The organism is Streptomyces sp. NPDC048338 (genome assembly GCF_043201055.1).
Classification (GTDB): Bacteria; Actinomycetota; Actinomycetes; order Streptomycetales; family Streptomycetaceae; genus Streptomyces.
On sequence record NZ_JBICYQ010000002.1, the window covers coordinates 44,796 to 60,420 of the forward strand.

The 15,625-nt window shown below is 72.6% G+C and carries 16 protein-coding genes; 10 read left to right on the top strand and 6 right to left on the bottom strand.

The window, feature by feature from the left end:
- The first annotated feature begins 10 nt into the window (after positions 1-10).
- The 3 genes from ACGFZF_RS04635 to ACGFZF_RS04645 all read left to right on the top strand — a co-directional run bounded on the left by ACGFZF_RS04635 (position 11) and on the right by ACGFZF_RS04645 (position 3,832).
- Positions 11-1,900: a ricin-type beta-trefoil lectin domain protein gene (locus ACGFZF_RS04635; protein WP_393551051.1), complete on the top strand. Its 1,890-nt coding sequence runs from the start codon at positions 11-13 to the stop codon at positions 1,898-1,900.
- A gap of 140 nt (positions 1,901-2,040) precedes the next feature.
- Entirely contained in the window at positions 2,041-2,244 is a 204-nt protein-coding gene (locus tag ACGFZF_RS04640; RefSeq protein ID WP_147981444.1) for a cold-shock protein, read from the top strand.
- 313 nt (positions 2,245-2,557) lie between these two features.
- Complete coding sequence (locus ACGFZF_RS04645; protein WP_393551052.1) at positions 2,558-3,832, top strand: ricin-type beta-trefoil lectin domain protein; 1,275 nt, start codon at positions 2,558-2,560, stop codon at positions 3,830-3,832.
- A 73-nt stretch (positions 3,833-3,905) separates the two neighbouring features.
- Here ACGFZF_RS04645 and ACGFZF_RS04650 read toward each other — a convergent pair whose 3' ends face one another.
- From ACGFZF_RS04650 to ACGFZF_RS04660, 3 genes are all read right to left on the bottom strand, one after another.
- Positions 3,906-4,079 (bottom strand): hypothetical protein, encoded by a 174-nt coding sequence (locus ACGFZF_RS04650; protein WP_393551053.1) that lies wholly within the window; start codon positions 4,077-4,079, stop codon positions 3,906-3,908.
- A 137-nt stretch (positions 4,080-4,216) separates the two neighbouring features.
- On the bottom strand, positions 4,217-4,777 hold the full coding sequence (locus ACGFZF_RS04655) for a GNAT family N-acetyltransferase (RefSeq protein ID WP_393551054.1): 561 nt from the start codon (positions 4,775-4,777) through the stop codon (positions 4,217-4,219).
- Positions 4,778-4,927: 150 nt separating this feature from the next.
- Positions 4,928-5,794 (bottom strand): GyrI-like domain-containing protein, encoded by an 867-nt coding sequence (locus ACGFZF_RS04660; RefSeq protein WP_393551055.1) that lies wholly within the window; start codon positions 5,792-5,794, stop codon positions 4,928-4,930.
- Positions 5,795-6,013: 219 nt separating this feature from the next.
- Between ACGFZF_RS04660 and ACGFZF_RS04665 the strand changes: the two genes are divergently transcribed.
- The 7 genes from ACGFZF_RS04665 (at position 6,014) to ACGFZF_RS04695 (ending at position 11,033) form a co-directional block, all read left to right on the top strand.
- A complete protein-coding gene (locus ACGFZF_RS04665; protein WP_393551056.1) occupies positions 6,014-6,556 on the top strand; it encodes an ATP-binding protein in 543 nt (180 codons plus the stop codon).
- 209 nt (positions 6,557-6,765) lie between these two features.
- Positions 6,766-7,326: an HdeD family acid-resistance protein gene (locus ACGFZF_RS04670; RefSeq protein ID WP_393551057.1), complete on the top strand. Its 561-nt coding sequence runs from the start codon at positions 6,766-6,768 to the stop codon at positions 7,324-7,326.
- Between the two features lie 629 nt (positions 7,327-7,955).
- Positions 7,956-8,675 carry a FadR/GntR family transcriptional regulator gene (locus ACGFZF_RS04675; RefSeq protein WP_393551058.1) on the top strand — a complete coding sequence of 240 codons (720 nt, stop codon included), beginning with the start codon at positions 7,956-7,958 and terminating at the stop codon, positions 8,673-8,675.
- Between the two features lies 1 nt (position 8,676).
- The gene (locus ACGFZF_RS04680) at positions 8,677-9,510 is read left to right on the top strand and encodes a sterol desaturase family protein (RefSeq protein ID WP_393551059.1); all 834 of its coding nucleotides are present in this window, start codon (positions 8,677-8,679) and stop codon (positions 9,508-9,510) included.
- A gap of 1 nt (position 9,511) precedes the next feature.
- Positions 9,512-10,348, top strand: coding sequence for a lysoplasmalogenase (locus ACGFZF_RS04685; protein ID WP_393551060.1), 837 nt, complete (start codon positions 9,512-9,514; stop codon positions 10,346-10,348).
- On the top strand, positions 10,345-10,530 hold the full coding sequence (locus tag ACGFZF_RS04690) for a hypothetical protein (RefSeq protein WP_393551061.1): 186 nt from the start codon (positions 10,345-10,347) through the stop codon (positions 10,528-10,530). The genes ACGFZF_RS04685 and ACGFZF_RS04690 overlap by 4 nt, the downstream gene beginning before the upstream one ends.
- Positions 10,527-11,033 (top strand): HIT family protein, encoded by a 507-nt coding sequence (locus ACGFZF_RS04695; RefSeq protein WP_393551062.1) that lies wholly within the window; start codon positions 10,527-10,529, stop codon positions 11,031-11,033. The genes ACGFZF_RS04690 and ACGFZF_RS04695 overlap by 4 nt, the downstream gene beginning before the upstream one ends.
- Before the next feature lie 70 nt (positions 11,034-11,103).
- Here ACGFZF_RS04695 and ACGFZF_RS04700 read toward each other — a convergent pair whose 3' ends face one another.
- The 3 genes from ACGFZF_RS04700 to ACGFZF_RS04710 all read right to left on the bottom strand — a co-directional run bounded on the left by ACGFZF_RS04700 (position 11,104) and on the right by ACGFZF_RS04710 (position 15,619).
- Positions 11,104-13,494 (bottom strand): ATP-binding cassette domain-containing protein, encoded by a 2,391-nt coding sequence (locus ACGFZF_RS04700; RefSeq protein ID WP_393551063.1) that lies wholly within the window; start codon positions 13,492-13,494, stop codon positions 11,104-11,106.
- Between the two features lie 176 nt (positions 13,495-13,670).
- The gene (locus tag ACGFZF_RS04705) at positions 13,671-14,123 is read right to left on the bottom strand and encodes a helix-turn-helix transcriptional regulator (protein WP_393551064.1); all 453 of its coding nucleotides are present in this window, start codon (positions 14,121-14,123) and stop codon (positions 13,671-13,673) included.
- Positions 14,124-14,323: 200 nt separating this feature from the next.
- Positions 14,324-15,619 (bottom strand): phytase, encoded by a 1,296-nt coding sequence (locus ACGFZF_RS04710; protein ID WP_393551065.1) that lies wholly within the window; start codon positions 15,617-15,619, stop codon positions 14,324-14,326.
- Positions 15,620-15,625 lie beyond the last annotated feature (6 nt).

The following is a 15,625-nucleotide window of genomic DNA, read 5'->3' on the forward strand; positions in this document are numbered from 1 at the left end:
GGGCACCGCCATGATCCGATCGACGCAGCGGCCGCGGTTCGCCGGCCGGCTCGCGAGGGCACTCCTCGCCGGCGCACTCGCCACGGCCGGCCTCACCGGTCTGACCGCCGGCACCGCGCGGGCCGCGGGCGAACAGGTGAACATCTGGCTCACCACCACCGACGACGCCGGAGGGCGCCACGTCACCCGCGGCCTCCAGCAGCAGACCCCGGTCGCCTTCCAGGCCGGTACCGGCGGTGGCGGCACGAACATCACCGTCGACGAGAACACCCGCTACCAGACCTTCACCGGCGGCGGCGCCTCCTTCACGGACACCGCCGCCTGGCTCATGAAGGGCTCCGGAGCCCTCTCCCAGGCGACCCGCGACGAGACGATGCGAAAGCTCTTCTCGCCGACGGAGGGCATCGGGCTCTCCTTCGTCCGCAACCCGATGGGCGGCTCCGACCTCGCCCGCTTCGGATACACGTACGACGACCTGCCGGCCGGTCAGACCGACCCCGCCCTGGCGAGGTTCACCCTCGCCCACGATCTCCAGGACGTCCTGCCCCTGACCCGGCAGGCCCGGCAGCTCAACCCCGGGCTCACGCTCGTCGCCTCACCCTGGACCGCGCCCGCCTGGATGAAGGACAGCGGCTCCCTCGACGGGGGCTGGCTCAAGGCCGAGCACTACGGCGTCTACGCCGACTACTTCGTGAAGTACCTCCAGGCGTGGCGCGACCAGGGCGTCCCGGTCGACTACGTCACCGCCCAGAACGAGCCGACCTGCTGCGCCGGTTACCCGTCGATGAGCTGGAACGCCTCGGGCCTCGCCTACTTCACCAGGCGCGAGCTGCTGCCCAAGCTCCGGTCGGCGGGCCTCGGTGCGAAGGTCCTCGCCCACGACTGGAACTGGGACACCTACGACGCCTACGCCGCCCTGACGGTCGACGACGCGGCCGTGCGCGACCACCCGAACTTCGGCGGCGTCGCCTGGCACGGCTACGGCGGCGACGTGGCGAAGCAGACGGACGTCCACAACCGCTACCCGCGGCTCGACGCCTTCCAGACCGAACACTCCGGCGGGACCTGGATCGGGCACCAGCAGCGCGAGGACATGACGAACATCATCGACTACACCCGCAACTGGGCGAAGTCCGTGACCAAGTGGTCCCTGGCGGTCGACCAGAACCGGGGACCGCACAACGGCGGCTGCGGCACCTGCGACGGCCTGATCACGGTCCACAACGGCGACTCCCGGCACGGCCAGGTGGACTACACCGTCGAGTACTACACGATGGGGCACCTGACGAAGTTCGTGAAGCCGGGCGCGCACCGGATCGCCTCCACCGGCAGCACCGCCGTACCGAACGTCGCCTGGCGGAACCCGGACGGCTCGAAGGCGCTCATCGCCTACAACGACTCCACCGCGGCGCAGACCCTCACGGTCAACTGGGGATCCCAGCGCTACACCTACTCCCTGCCGGGCCGGACGTCCGCGACCTTCACCTGGTCGGGCGGCCAGGACGGCGGCTCCGAGCGGACCGGCGCCCTCGTGGGCCTGGCCGGTAAGTGCCTCGACGTCGCGGGCGGCGCCGACGCGGACGGTACGGCCGTCCAGCTCTGGGACTGCAACGGCACGGCGGCCCAGCGCTGGACCGTCCGCGCCGACGGCACGGTCCGGGCGCTGGGCAAGTGCCTGGACGTGACCTCCGGGGCGACGGCCGACGGCGCCAAGGCGCAGCTCTACACGTGCAACGGTTCCGGCGCCCAGCAGTGGCGACCGGAGTCGGCATCGGCCGATCTGGTGAACGTGCCGGCAGACAAGTGCCTGGACGCCTCCGGCAACAGCTCCGCGAACGGGACCAGGGCGCAGATCTGGTCCTGCACCGGCGCGGCCAACCAGAAATGGCGCCTGCAGTGACCGTGCCGTCCGATGTCGCCCGACAAGATCGGGCCAAAGGGTGTAGGCACGGCGCGGGACGGGGAATACTGGATCAGGCGCTCGCAGTGCGCGCCGCAGCGGCCGTCCGTGCCGCTGCTGAATTGACCAGAGGGACAAGCATGGCCAGCGGCACCGTGAAGTGGTTCAACTCCGAAAAGGGCTTCGGCTTCATCGCCCAGGACGGCGGTGGACCGGACGTCTTCGCTCACTACTCCAACATCTCCGGCAACGGATACCGCGAACTGACCGAGGGTGAGACCGTCACCTTCGACATCACGCAGGGCCAGAAGGGCCCGCAGGCGGAGAACATCATTCGCGGCTGAGACCCGGCCTCGCGTCTCTCGTCGCCGACGGCGCCCGTACAGCGGTACGGGCGCCGTCGGCATGTCCGCTCCTCGGGTGGTGACGCGCGGCGGACCGGTTCCGTGCCGTGGGCGCCAGCGGCGCGGAGCTCGTGCAGGCTTGTCCCGCCAGGCTCTTGACGGCCACTTAACTTACTTCTTAAATCAGGGAGGCAATAAAGAAGTGGCCTTCTGTCGGAGGTCGAGGCATGTCATGCCCATGACTTCCTGCGGTCTCCCTGTGGCCCTCGGTCTCCGGCAGGGGCACTCCTCCCCCCACACGGAAGAGAGAGCCATGCACTCCTCCCGCACCCCCCGACGCCCCCTGAGGTCGGCGCTGTCGGCCCTCGCGGGCGCCGCCCTGTTACTCGGCCTCGCGGCCGCCGCTCCCGGTCCCGCCGCCGCGAGCGCCACGCGGGCGGAGCCCGCCGCCCAAGCGGCGGCCGTCACGTTCGCCGAGGAGTTCGACGGGCCCGTCGGCTCCGCCGTCAACGCCGGTCGCTGGCAGCTGGAGACCGGCGACAACGTCAACAACCACGAACGGCAGTACTACACGGCCGGTACCGCCAACGCCGCGCTCGACGGCCAGGGCCACCTCGTCATCACCGCCCGCCGTGAGAACCCCGGCAACTACACCTGCTGGTACGGCCGCTGTGAGTACACCTCGGCCCGGCTGAACACCGCAGGACGCTTCACCGCGCAGTACGGCCGGGTCGAGGCACGGATGAAGGTGCCCCGCGGCCAGGGCATGTGGCCGGCGTTCTGGATGCTCGGCAACGACCTCGGGCAGGTCGGCTGGCCGAACTCGGGCGAGATCGACGTCATGGAGAACGTCGGCTTCGAGCCCTCCACCGTCCACGGCACCCTCCACGGGCCCGGCTACTCCGGAGCGGGCGGCATCGGCGCCGGCTACACGCTGCCCGGCGGGCAGGCGTTCGCCGACGCGTTCCACACCTTCGCCGTCGACTGGGCCCCCGACCGGATCACCTGGTCGGTCGACGGGACCGTGTACCAGACCCGTACGCCCGCCGATCTCGGTGGCCGCACCTGGGTCTTCAACAAGCCCTTCTTCCTCATCCTGAACCTCGCGGTCGGCGGCTACTGGCCCGGAGACCCGGACGGCTCCACCGCCTTCCCGCAGCAACTCGTCGTGGACCACGTCCGCGTCACCACCGGGGACAGCCCGGGCACGGCGGGCCGGATCAGCGGACTCGGCGGCAAGTGCGTCGATGTCGCCGCCGCCGGCACGGCCAACGGCACCCCGGTGCAGCTCTACGACTGCAACGGCACCGCGGCCCAGCAGTGGACCGTCGCCGCCGACGGCACGATCCGAGCACTGGGCAAGTGCCTCGACGCCGCCTCCGGCGGTACCGCGGACGGCACGCTCGTCCAGCTCTGGGAGTGCAACGGCACGGCCGCCCAGCGCTGGGTCGCCAACGCGGCCCGGGACATCGTCAACCCCCAGGCCGGCAAGTGCCTGGACGCGACGGGCAACAGTTCCGCCAACGGCACCCGGCTCCAGCTCTGGACCTGCTCCGGCGGAGCGAACCAGAAGTGGACGGTGGGCTGACCGGCGGGCCTCCCCGACAGGCCTCCCGCGGACGCCGCACCGGCGCCGCGGGAGGCGTGTCGGCAGTGCCGGATCAGCAGGGATGCTTGTCCTGGCCCGTCCCGCAGACCGATCCGGGATCCTCGTAGAGGGAGAACAGGAAGACGGCCCACGCCACCAGCGCGACGACGGTGCCGATGGTCCACCACTTGTTCTGCCGGCGGACACCGCCCTCGTCAGGACCACGGTTCTCGGTTTCGTCGTTCATCCTGTACCCCCCTCGGACCGGCCTCGTATCGCAGGACGTTCCACGCGGTGTGCCGGGTTCCCGGAAAACCTGGGCGGCGCTCATGCCCCCCGCCCGGCCGGGCCGCGTCCGGAGTGGGGCCCGTGCCGCGCACGGAGTCAGGACGACTGCCGGGAGGCCCGCCAGCGCGGCGCGAGGACGGACCAGACCTCCTCGTCGTGACGCCGGCCGCGGTAGAGGTGGCTCTCGCGCAGGACCGCGTCCTTGGTCATCCCCAGGCGCCGGGCGACCGCGATGCTCGGCGCGTTGCCCGAGGACACCACCCACTCCACCCGGTGGACGCCCCTGCTGTCGAAGGCCCAGTCCAGCAGAACCCGCACGGCCCGGGTGACCAGACCCCGGCCCACGGCCGCCGGCTCCAGCCAGCAGCCTGCCTCGGCGAGCCCCTGCGCCACGTCCAGCGTCCGCAGGATCACCGCCCCGACCAGTACGCCGTCGCTCCGGATGCCGTGGATGCGGCCGGTGTCCGCCGCGGTCCTGTCCGCGTACGCCTGGAGGAAGGCACGGCTCGACTCCAGGTCCGTGACGACGTCGGGCAGCCCGTTGTGCCGGCCGATGAACTCCCGCCCCCGGTCGATGTGGGCGAGGAACTCCTCGGCCTGCCAGGGTTCGAGAGGGCACAGTTCGGCGCCGTCGTCACCCAGGGATATCGCGTACATCGTCACCTTCCACGGTCGCCACGGGGCCGGGCGAAAGGATCTTCTCACGGAGCCGGCCCGAGGCTCGTGAGGTTTCCGTGGGCGGCAGGGCAGGCCGCGCGGCCCGGAGCGGGCCGGGGTTCCCGACCCGCTCCGCCTCGTGCGCGTGGCTCAGACGGTGGCGCGTTCCACCGGGATCCAGAGTTCGGCGGTCGCCTCCGTCGCGTCCTCCGACAGGCTCACCCGCAGGATCTCCGGGCCCGGCCTGCTGCGGTACGGGTTCGAGGGGAACCACTGGGTGAAGACGTCCCGCCACAGGTACTGGAGTGCCTGCGGGAACGGGCCCGCGTTCTCGAAGACGGCCCACGATCCCGCCGGGACGGACAGGGTGTCCATGTCCTCGGGCGCCTCGGCGGAGGTCGCCACCCCGTGGTAGTAGTCGAGTTCGGTGCCCTCCGCCCGGCTCGGGTCGAGCTGGTCGCTCACGGCGACGACGCCCGCCGGCTCCTGGTCCGACAGGGCCGCGATCCGCTCCAGCGTGTCGGGGCCGATGCCCCGGATGAACGCCGCGATCGCCGGGTTGACGCCCTCGTGGACGAGTGGCACCCGTGCCTTCCTGCCGACCACACGGAAGGTCTCCTTGTCCACGATCCTGTACCGCATGCTGCTGTTCCCTTCGACGACGAGTCGGAAGGAGAGCCGGGGCTGGGACTGCAGAGCGGCACCGGTCCGCCGGGCGTCGGCCGGACCGACGCCGTGCATCGCACGGAACGCCCGGGCGAACCCCTCTCCTGAGCCGTAGCCGTACCGCGTCGCGATGTCCAGCAGGGTCCGCTCGCCGGCGAGCACCTCGGCGCCCGCCACGGACAGCCGCCGGCGCCGTACGTACTCCGACAACGGCCGGCCCGCGAGGGCCGAGAACATCCGCCGGAAGTGGTACTCCGACGTCATCGCCGTCCGCGCGAGCTCGGCCACGTCGATCGGCTGATCCAGACGGGACTCGATGTGCTCCATGGCCTCGTTCAGCCGTTCCAGCATCCCGCGCTCCTTCCCTTTCGCCCACCACGTTAGGAAGGACCCACCCTGCCGGACCCGACGATCCGTGCCCGATCCGGTCGGGTGCCGATCACCGGGCCAGGCGCCCGCGGCCTCGCGGTCGACCGCGGGAACGAGGATCGGGGAAATCTGCCCGGGAGGCAATCCGAGAGGGGCTCTCGTGCCGAATGACAGGTAAAGCGTCTTTTGGGGTGTAGTTCGATGAAGATCGTCGAGGGGTGTGCGCGCACACCGGAAAGCATGACTCTCCTGCGGGGGCAGATCCGTGCCGGTCTCACGGCCCGCGGGTGCGCCTCCGTCGTCGACGACGTGATGCTCGTCGTCACCGAGCTGATCGCGAACGCCTCGCTGCACGGAGTTCCGCCGGTCACGCTGTCCGTCGTCCTCGCTCCGGCCGGCGGGGCCGTCCGCGTCGAGGTCGGCGACGCGGGGCGCGGAATGGACGTGGCCCGCGTCCGCGCGCGGTGGCGGCATCCGTCCTTCACCCTCGGGGAGCGGGGCCGGGGCCTCTTCCTCATCGACGCCCTGTGCTCCGGCTGGGGATCGCGCCTCTCGGACGACAGCCACACCATCTGGGCCGAGATCGCGCTCCCGGCCGACGCGGACGGGGCGGGCGGCGCCGGCGGCGGCGTGACGGAGTGCGAACGGCGGGCGCCCGGCCGTCACACCGCCCGTGAGACGCGCCCGCTCCCGCTGACCCCGGTCGCCGTCGCCGTCCCCTTCCTGCCCCTCCTCGTGGTGTAGCCGGCACCCTCGGGTGCCCGCCCGGAGGCGGGTGCCGGGGGGTCCTGTCCGGGCCGTCGGCACGGCCGCTCCGCCTCCGCCGTCGGGCGCGGCGCCGTGGCGGTGCGGGAGGAGCGGCCGCGCCGCATGCTGTGGGGAGGAACGGTGTGGGCGCCCGCCGCCGGTCCGCCGGCGGACGGCGGCGCGGGCCCGGCGGGAGGCTGGCGGGCATGCGGTCGGTGAGAGAGGCCGGGGACACGGCGGCGCGCGCCCTCGGCAGGGTTCCCTGGTGGCTCGCCCTGTGCGCCGGGGTGGGGTGCGCCGTCGTCGGGCTGGTACTGACCTTCCGGCCGTTCGCGTCCCTCGCCGTCCTGCTCGTGGTGGTGGCCGTGGCCCTCGCCGCGACGGGGCTGGCCGAGCTCTTCCACGCGTCCCGGGCGGAGCAGCCGTTCGCGGAGGTCGTCTCCGCCCTCCTCTGGCTGATCGCCGCCGTCCTGGTCCTGGCGCAGCCGGACCTGTCCCTGGACCTGCTGCGGGTGATCCTGGGCGTCGTGCTCTGCGTCACCGGAGTCCTGCGCACGGCCGCCGCGCTCAAGGACCGCGAGAGCGGGCGCCTGATCGCGGGGCTCCTGGGTGCGGCGAGCGTGGTCGCCGGGATCCTCGCTCTGACCTGGCCCGACGCGACGCTGCTGGTGGTCGCCGTGCTGTTCGGCGCGCACACCTTCCTCTTCGGCTGCCGGCAGGCCGTCGACGCCGTGCGGCGAGGTCGCGCGGCCGGGCGGTCACGGTGACCCGTCGGAGTCCCCGGGGCGGGGCGTGACCCGCCGCGGGCGCGCCACAGCCCTCCCGTGGGGAGCCGGGAGGGGCGGCGTGGCCCCGCCGCCGCGGGGCGGGCGGGGCCGTCGCGCGTTCCCTCTCCGGGGGTGGACTGCGAGGACCGCGCAGGGACACCTTGCCACCGGGGGACTCGGATGCAACAGGGTCGTGCGCGAAAGAACCTTGGGCATATGCCGAGTCGTCGGCCCGGCCTGATCGACAGGACACCACCCAAGGGCTGTCCCGTCATCCGCGGTGGGTCGGCGCTCCGCCGCGGACTCGGCCGACTGATCACGGAACAGCATCTCGAACTCATGCTCGTCGCGCTCGATGCGGCCGACGCCGGGCTCGCGCCGGCGACGACGGCCCACGCGCGCCGCCCGCCGGACCTGATCGGCAAGGGGTCGGCGACGGAGCTCGCCCCGCTGTCCACGCGGGCGAAACGGGCGGTGGCGCGCCTGCGCACCCGACCCCACGGCGAGGCACCCGGGGGCGCGGCCGCCCCGCCGCCCCCGTGCCCTGGCGGAGCCGTTTCCTCCGGCTCCGGAAATTCGACTGGTCCAACCAGTTGACCAGTGATCGTGGCGCGTCCACTCTGATCGCCATGACCCAGGAACGTCAGGAACCCATCCGGCGCGAGGCCGTCTCCGATCAGCTCTACGGGCTGCTCCGGGACCGGATCCTCGCCGGCTCCTACGCCGCCGGCGACGCGCTCACGGCGGAGCGGGACCTCGCCGCCGAGTTCGGCGTGAACCGCCACGCCGTCCGCGAGGCGGTCAAGCGCCTCCAGCAGGCCCGGCTCGTCGACGTCAGCCACGGCGGCCGGACGCTCGTCCTCGACTGGCGCCGCACGGCCGGCCTCGACCTCGCCGTCGGCATCGTGCGCGCCGACGACGACCGCAGCCTCGACGGACTCGCCCGCGACGCACTGGAGATGCGGGCCTGCATCGGCGCGGACGCGGCCCGGCTGTGCGCGCTGCGCTGCTCCCAGGAGACCGCGGCCCGCATCGTCGACGCCGCCGGCCGCTACACCCAGGCGGGTCCCGACCTCGCCGCACTGGGCGCCGCCGACATCGCCTGGTGGCGGCTGATCGTCGAAGGCTCCGGGAACCTGGCCTACCTGCTGGCGTTCAACAGCCTGATCAACGGCTCGCTGCCGATCGCGGACGTGCCCATGGACCTGCGCACCGCCGAACTCCTCGACGTCGACGCCCACCTGCGGCTCGCCGCACACATCGCCGCCCGGGAGCCCGAGCAGGCCGAACGTCTGGCGGGCGAGCTGCTCGCCCGCAGCGTGCCCGTCACCGGAGGGGCGGTGCGCTGACGTGATACCCGCCGTGATGTACGCGATCCCCGCCTTCGTGCTGCTGGTGGCGGTGGAGGCGCTGTCCTACCGCTTCCTCCCGGACGACGACGAACGCGGATACGAGATCCGCGACACGGTCACGAGCATGTCCATGGGAGCCGGGAGCCAGGTCATCGGCCTGCCGTGGAAGGTGTTCGCGGTCCTCGCCTACGCCGCGCTCTACTCCGTGTCCCCCTGGGAGCTCTCGCCGTCCTCGGTGTGGACCTGGGTCCTGCTGTTCTTCGCCGACGACCTCGCGTACTACGCCTTCCACCGCGCCCACCACCGGGTACGCGTGCTGTGGGCGAGCCACTCGGTGCACCACTCCAGCGTCCGCTACAACCTCTCCACCGCGCTGCGCCAGAGCTGGACGCCGATGACGAGCCTGCCGTTCTGGCTGCCGCTCGCGCTGCTGGGCATCCCGCCGTGGATGATCCTCCTCCAGCAGTCCGTGAGCCTCGTCTACCAGTTCTTCCTGCACACCGAGCGGGTCGGCACCCTGTGGCGCCCGGTGGAGGCGGTCTTCAACACGCCGTCCCACCACCGCGTCCACCACGGCTCGAACGACGTCTATCTGGACCGCAACTACGGCGGGATCCTCATCGTCTGGGACCGGCTCTTCGGCACGTTCGAGCCCGAGGGCGAGCGCGTCGTCTACGGACTGACCAAGAACATCGACACCTACAACCCGCTGAAGGTCGCCGTCCACGAGTACCGGGCCGCCTGGCGCGACGTACGGACGGCCGGGCGCTGGCGGGACCGGGCCGGGTACCTCTTCGGCCCGCCCGGCTGGACCCCGACGACGGAGGCCTGACATGGCGACACCCGATCGATCCACCGGACCGGGCCCCGCCGAGGGCGCCGTCCACCGGCCGCCACCGCTCCTCGCGGTCTTCGGGCTGCTGGCCGTCGTCGAGATCACCGCCGTCGCGCTGCGCTGGCCGGCCCTGCAGTGGGCCACCAAGCCCCTGCTCGCACCGGTGCTGGCCCTCCATCTGTGGCGCCGCACCGGTGACCGGCACACGCGCGTGCTCGCCGGTCTCGGCTTCGCCACTGCCGGGGACGTGGCACTGCTGGTCCCGGGCCCCGCCGCCTTCGGGATCGGCATCGCGTTCTTCCTCGGGGCACAGCTCTGCTGGATCTCCGCGTTCGTCGGGCAGGGAGCCGTGCCGTACCTGCGCGCCCGCCGCACGCTCTGCCTGGCGTACGCGGCCGTGTGGGCGGTCGCGGTCGCGGCGCTCGTCCCCTCGCTCGACGCGGTGCTGGCCGGTGCGATCGCCGTCTACAGCATGGCGCTGGTGGGGATGGCCCTGACGGCGCACGTCATGGGCCCGCGGGCCGCGCTCGGCGGCGGTGTGTTCGTGCTGTCCGACCTGCTGATCGGCCTGGGTGCCGCGGGCCTCGACTTCACCGGCCGTCCCGTCCTCGTCATGACGACGTACGCGGCGGCCCTCTTCCTGCTCACCACGGCCTTCGCCGACGACCGTGGCCCGGTCGCCGGCGGGACGGCTCCGGCCGGACTCCCGGGTCGGCCGCGCGAGGACGGTACGAGCGGGGCCGCCGCGCCCGCGCACGGCGGTGTCCCGGGCAGGGGCGCGGGCTCCGAGGGCGCGGGAACGGGCGGTGCGGACGTCAGCGGCAGCACGCGGTGAACCCCGCCGAGGCGAGCCCCTGGCAGAAGCTCGCCCTGGCGGCCCCGTACCGCGACAGCCGCCCGTCGACTAACCGGGTCGAGTCCCGGGCGAAGTCGGCGACCCCGCGCCTCGAACCGGCCACTCGGATCCTGGTCTTCGGCAGCACCACCCACCCGGGTGTGGTGAGGTTCCTGCCATGACGGACGAATGGCGCACGGACCGCATCGGCAGCGCACTGCGCGGGGACAACCCCACCGTGCTGCGACGGCTCGACGCCGGGTTCGCGGTGATCGGCGACGTGCAGTTCCTGCCGGGATACGCGGTGCTCCTCGTCGACGAGCCGCATGTGCAGCGACTCTCCGACCTGCCGCGGGCCAAACGGCTCGCGTTCCTGTCCGACATGGACCGGCTCGGCGAAGCGGTCGAACGGGCGTGCCGGCGGCTGGACCCCGCCTTCCGGCGGGTGAACCTGGAGATCCTCGGGAACACCGACCCGTTCCTGCACGCGCACGTCTGGCCGCGCTATACCTGGGAACCGGCCGAGCGCGTGGGGCGGCCCGTATGGCTGTACCCCGACGACCGGTGGAGCGACGAGCGGTACCGGCTCGGCCCGGCGCACGAGGAACTGCGGGCCGCGCTCGGCCGTGAACTGGACGTATCCCGGCGGTCGGACGGGACGCCGACAGCTCCGACGGACGGCTGACACCCCGGACCCCTCCGCCGACGGGTCCGCGTCGGCGAAGGGGTCCGGGGCGAGGCCGCGCCGTGGTTCGTCAGGCGCCCACGTACGCCGCCAGGTGCTCGCCCGTGAGCGTGGAACCGTCGGCGACCAGGTCCGCCGGCGTGCCCTCGAAGACGACCCGGCCGCCGTCGTGGCCCGCGCCCGGCCCGAGGTCGATGATCCAGTCGGCGTGCGCCATCACCGCTTGGTGGTGCTCGACGACGATGACCGACTTCCCGGAGTCGACGAGCCGGTCCAGCATCCCGAGCAGCTGCTCGACGTCGGCGAGGTGCAGCCCGGTCGTCGGCTCGTCGAGCACGTAGACCCCGCCCTTGTCGGCCATGTGCGTGGCCAGCTTGAGGCGCTGACGCTCGCCGCCGGACAGCGTGGTGAGCGGCTGGCCGAGGCTGATGTAGCCGAGGCCGACGTCGGCGAGCCGGGCGAGGACGCGCTGCGCGGCCGGCGTGGCCGCCTCGCCCTCGCCGAAGAACTCCACGGCCTCCGTCACCGACATCGCCAGCACCTCGCTGATGTCCCGCCCGCCAAGGCGGTACTCGAGCACCGACGCCTGGTAGCGCTTGCCCTCGCAGTCCTCGCACGGCGAGGCGACGCCGGCCATCATCGCCAGGTCGGTGTAGATGACACCCGCGCCGTTGCACGTCGGGCAGGCGCCCTCGGAGTTGGCGCTGAACAGTGCCGGCTTCACCCCGTTGACCTTGGCGAACGCCTTCCGGATCGGATCGAGCAGGCCCGTGTACGTCGCCGGGTTGCTCCGTCGCGAGCCGCGGATCGGGGTCTGGTCGATCGACACCACGTTCTCGCCGGCGGGGATCGACCCGTGGACGAGCGAGCTCTTCCCCGACCCCGCGACACCGGTGACGACGGCGAGCACCCCGAGCGGGACGTCGACGTCCACCTTGCGCAGGTTGTTCGTCGTCGCGCCGCGGATCTGCAGGGAGCCGGTGGGAGTCCGTACGGACTCCTTGACGGCGGCCCGGTCGTCGAAGTGGCGGCCGGTCACGGTGTCGCCCGCCCGCAGCCCCTCCACGGTGCCCTCGAAGCAGACGCCGCCGCCTGCCGTACCGGCGCCGGGGCCGAGGTCGACGACGTGGTCGGCGATCGCGATGGTCTCCGGCTTGTGCTCCACGACGAGCACCGTGTTCCCCTTGTCCCGCAGCCGCAGCAGCAGGTCGTTCATCCGCTGGATGTCATGGGGGTGCAGACCGGCCGTGGGCTCGTCGAAGACGTAGGTGACGTCCGTGAGCGAGGAGCCGAGGTGCCGGATCATCTTGACGCGCTGCGCCTCGCCGCCGGACAGCGTGCCCGCCGGCCGGTCGAGCGCCAGGTAGCCGAGGCCGATCTCCACGAACGAGTCGAGCGTCCGCTGCAGCGCGGCCAGCAGCGGCGCCACCGACGGCTCCTTCAGACCGCGGACCCACTCGGCCAGGTCGCTGATCTGCATCGCGCAGGCGTCCGCGATGCTGATCCGCTTGATCTTCGACGACCGCGCCCCCTCACTGAGCCGGGAGCCGTCGCACTCGGGGCAGGTGGTGAAGGTGACCGCCCGCTCCACGAACGCCCGGATGTGCGGCTGCATGGCCTCCTTGTCCTTGGACAGGAAGGACTTCTGGATCTTGGGGATCAGTCCCTCGTAGGTGAGGTTCACCCCCTCGACCTTCACCTTGGTGGGCTCCCGGTAGAGGAAGTCCTGCATCTCCCTCTTGGTGAACGTGCGGATCGGCTTGTTCGGGTCGAGGAGGCCCGACTCGGCGTAGACCCGTACCGTCCAGAAGCTGTCCGACTTCCAGCCGGGAATGGTGAACGCGCCCTCGGCGAGCGACTTGGAGTCGTCGTAGAGCTGGGTGAGGTCGATGTCGGAGACCGTCCCGCGGCCCTCGCAGCGCGGACACATGCCGCCGGTGCGGTTGAAGGTCGCCTTGACCGTCTTCTTCGCGCCGCGCTCGACGGTGATCGCGCCGCTCGCCCGGACCGACGGCACGTTGAAGGCGTACGCGCTCGGCGGGCCGATGTGCGGCTTGCCGAGCCGGCTGAAGAGGATGCGCAGCATCGCATTGGCGTCGGTGGCGGTGCCGACCGTGGAGCGCGGGTCGGCGCCCATCCGCTGCTGGTCCACGGTGATCACCGTGGTCAGTCCTTCGAGGACGTCCACCTCGGGTCGCGCGAGCGTGGGCATGAATCCCTGGACGAAGGCGCTGTAGGTCTCGTTGATCAGCCGCTGGGACTCGGCGGCGATCGTGTTGAAGACCAGCGAGCTCTTGCCCGAGCCGGACACGCCGGTGAACACCGTCAGCCGGCGCTTCGGGATCTCGATGCTGACGTCCTTGAGGTTGTTCTCGCGCGCGCCGTGCACCCGGATCAGATCGTGGTTGTCGGCGACGTGCGCAGCGGACGACTTCGTGGTCGACCTGGCGGCCCTGCTCATCGTGTCTCCATCTGTCGGGCGGGGAGCCTTCCCCGTCTCCCTGTCGTTCGGCGTCGCCCCGGCTCGCTCCGGCCCGTCGCGCACACGGCGCCGCGTGCGTCGGGCGGGCCCGGCCCCGTCAGTCGGGCCAGGGGCGGTCCGTTCCCCCGTACGGCGCGAAGTCCATGACGGCCACGCTAGCCGCGGCCCGGAGACCGCGCTTCTCGATTCCTGATCGGTCGCGTGACCTGCTTCGACACGCACGAGGGCATCTCGGGCGACGGCGTCGCCATCTCCCGCCGGTAGGCGCTCGGCGGCATCCCGACCAGCTCCGTGAAGCGGCTGCTGAAGGTGCCCAGCGAGGCGCAGCCGACCTCGAAGCAGACCTCGGTGACGCTGAGGTCCCCGCGGCGCAGCAGCGCCATCGCGCGCTCGATGCGGCGCGTCATGAGGTAGCTGTACGGCGACTCGCCGTAGGCGGCCCGGAACTCGCGGCTCAGGTGCCCGGCGGACATGTGGACGCCACGGGCGAGAGCCTCCACGTCCAGGGGCTGCGCGTACTCCCGGTCGATACGGTCGCGCACGCGACGCAGCCGCGCGAGATCGCGCAGGCGTTCCTCCGGGGATGGTCTGCTGGTCACCCTTGGCATCGTGCCACAGCGCCGGGCGCGGGACGGGAGAGTCGTGATCTTTGATCGCACCGGCCGATGCCCCTCGGGCCGCGCCCGCCCCGCCGGGCGGCGGAGGGTGCGGCCCGACGGGGGACCAGGTGCGGTACGAGCTGCGGCCCGGCGGGGGACCAGGTGCGGCCCGGGATGCGGTAGGCGGTGCGGCCCGGCGGGCGGGCCCGTCAGTCCAGCGCCTCGGTCACGTCGCCCAGGTCGACGAACTTGAAACCGGTGGCCTCGCGGTCGCCGTCCGCGGGGGTCTCCTGCCCGTCCTGGACCACCAGCAGGCCGTGCGGGTAGGCGCGGCCGAGCGGCGCGTTCAGGACGGCGGCGCCGTCGCAGACCTCGGAGCCGTCGAGGCCGGCCGAGGCGGCCGTGACCCGGAAGCCGCCCTCGTACTCGTTGTCCTCGGCGAGCTCCCGGTCGTACGCGGCGAAGGTGTCGTCGCCCTGGCTGGAGGCGAGGAGGTAGCCGTCGCCGTCCCGTTCCGTCAGAAGGGTCAGGCCCTCCACGTCGGCCGTCAGGTGCGTGCCGCCGTAGCCCGGGTCGGCGCCGGGCGTGCACTCCTCGGTCTCCTCGTCGTAGGTGCCGGGGACGCCGAACTCGCGGACCTTGTCGACCGTCCGCGGCGTCCCGGTGAGGTCGGCGCGGACCCGCCAGATGCCGACGTCCTCCTGGCCCGCGTACAGCACTCCGGCGGCCGGGTCGACCACCATGCCCTCGACCTGGGGCAGTTCGCCGGGTTCGGCGCACGGCGTCCACGCCGTGCCGTCGGGCAGGGTGAAGGAGGACGGCAGGTCCAGGGTCCGCACCGTCCGGTAGGTGACGGTGCCCGCCGGGGTGGCGAGCAGCTCCAGCAGGGCGATCCGGGTGCGGTTGCGCCGGCTGACGAGCGCGTAGGAGCGGCCCGTCCGCGGGTCGGTCCAGGTGGCGAGGCCGTAGGCGGTCGCCTGGTCGTTGATCTCGGCCTGGTCGGCGGAGAAGACGGGCCGCGCGGCGGGGTCGGTGACGTCGCCGAGCGGACCGCCCGGGCGGTCGCGGTCGATCCGGTAGATCCGCAGGCGGTCGTTGCCGCGGTCGGTGACCACCGCCAGATCGGCCTTGTGGCCCTTGAGGCCGAAGCCGTGCACGAGGTCGACGTTGTTGAAGCGGCCCGGCGCGTCGTCCGGGCCGGGGCCGGCCGGAGCGGCGACCGACTGTATCTCCCGGGCGTCCAGGTCGTAGACGCGCAGTCCGCCCTGCTTGGCGGTGGCGATGACCAGGCTGCGCCCCGGGACCGCGGCGTTGCGCCAGATGGCCGGGTCGTCGGCGTTGGCGTCGCCACCCGCCGCGTCGTCGAACAGGGGTGCGGTCTCGGCACGCGGCTGGACGGCGGCGAGGTCGGCGGCGCCGGTGGCCTCGGCGGGCAGGGCCGCCCCGACCGTGACCACCGCGGTCAACGCGAGCGCTGCGGTCCGCGACAGCAGACGTGTCGTCATGGGTCC

Excerpts from the sequence above, each read along its gene's own strand:
- ACGFZF_RS04645 (WP_393551052.1), top strand. The coding sequence starts at position 2,558 with ATGCACTCCTCCCGCACCCCCCGACGCCCCCTGAGGTCGGCGCTGTCG.
- ACGFZF_RS04675 (WP_393551058.1), top strand. The coding sequence starts at position 7,956 with ATGACCCAGGAACGTCAGGAACCCATCCGGCGCGAGGCCGTCTCCGAT.
- ACGFZF_RS04650 (WP_393551053.1), bottom strand. The coding sequence starts at position 4,079 with ATGAACGACGAAACCGAGAACCGTGGTCCTGACGAGGGCGGTGTCCGC.
- ACGFZF_RS04665 (WP_393551056.1), top strand. The coding sequence starts at position 6,014 with ATGAAGATCGTCGAGGGGTGTGCGCGCACACCGGAAAGCATGACTCTC.
- ACGFZF_RS04670 (WP_393551057.1), top strand. The coding sequence starts at position 6,766 with ATGCGGTCGGTGAGAGAGGCCGGGGACACGGCGGCGCGCGCCCTCGGC.
- ACGFZF_RS04685 (WP_393551060.1), top strand. The coding sequence starts at position 9,512 with ATGGCGACACCCGATCGATCCACCGGACCGGGCCCCGCCGAGGGCGCC.
- ACGFZF_RS04700 (WP_393551063.1), bottom strand. The coding sequence starts at position 13,494 with ATGAGCAGGGCCGCCAGGTCGACCACGAAGTCGTCCGCTGCGCACGTC.
- ACGFZF_RS04655 (WP_393551054.1), bottom strand. The coding sequence starts at position 4,777 with ATGTACGCGATATCCCTGGGTGACGACGGCGCCGAACTGTGCCCTCTC.
- ACGFZF_RS04710 (WP_393551065.1), bottom strand. The coding sequence starts at position 15,619 with ATGACGACACGTCTGCTGTCGCGGACCGCAGCGCTCGCGTTGACCGCG.
- ACGFZF_RS04695 (WP_393551062.1), top strand. The coding sequence starts at position 10,527 with ATGACGGACGAATGGCGCACGGACCGCATCGGCAGCGCACTGCGCGGG.
- ACGFZF_RS04660 (WP_393551055.1), bottom strand. The coding sequence starts at position 5,794 with ATGCTGGAACGGCTGAACGAGGCCATGGAGCACATCGAGTCCCGTCTG.
- ACGFZF_RS04705 (WP_393551064.1), bottom strand. The coding sequence starts at position 14,123 with ATGCCAAGGGTGACCAGCAGACCATCCCCGGAGGAACGCCTGCGCGAT.
- ACGFZF_RS04635 (WP_393551051.1), top strand. The coding sequence starts at position 11 with ATGATCCGATCGACGCAGCGGCCGCGGTTCGCCGGCCGGCTCGCGAGG.
- ACGFZF_RS04640 (WP_147981444.1), top strand. The coding sequence starts at position 2,041 with ATGGCCAGCGGCACCGTGAAGTGGTTCAACTCCGAAAAGGGCTTCGGC.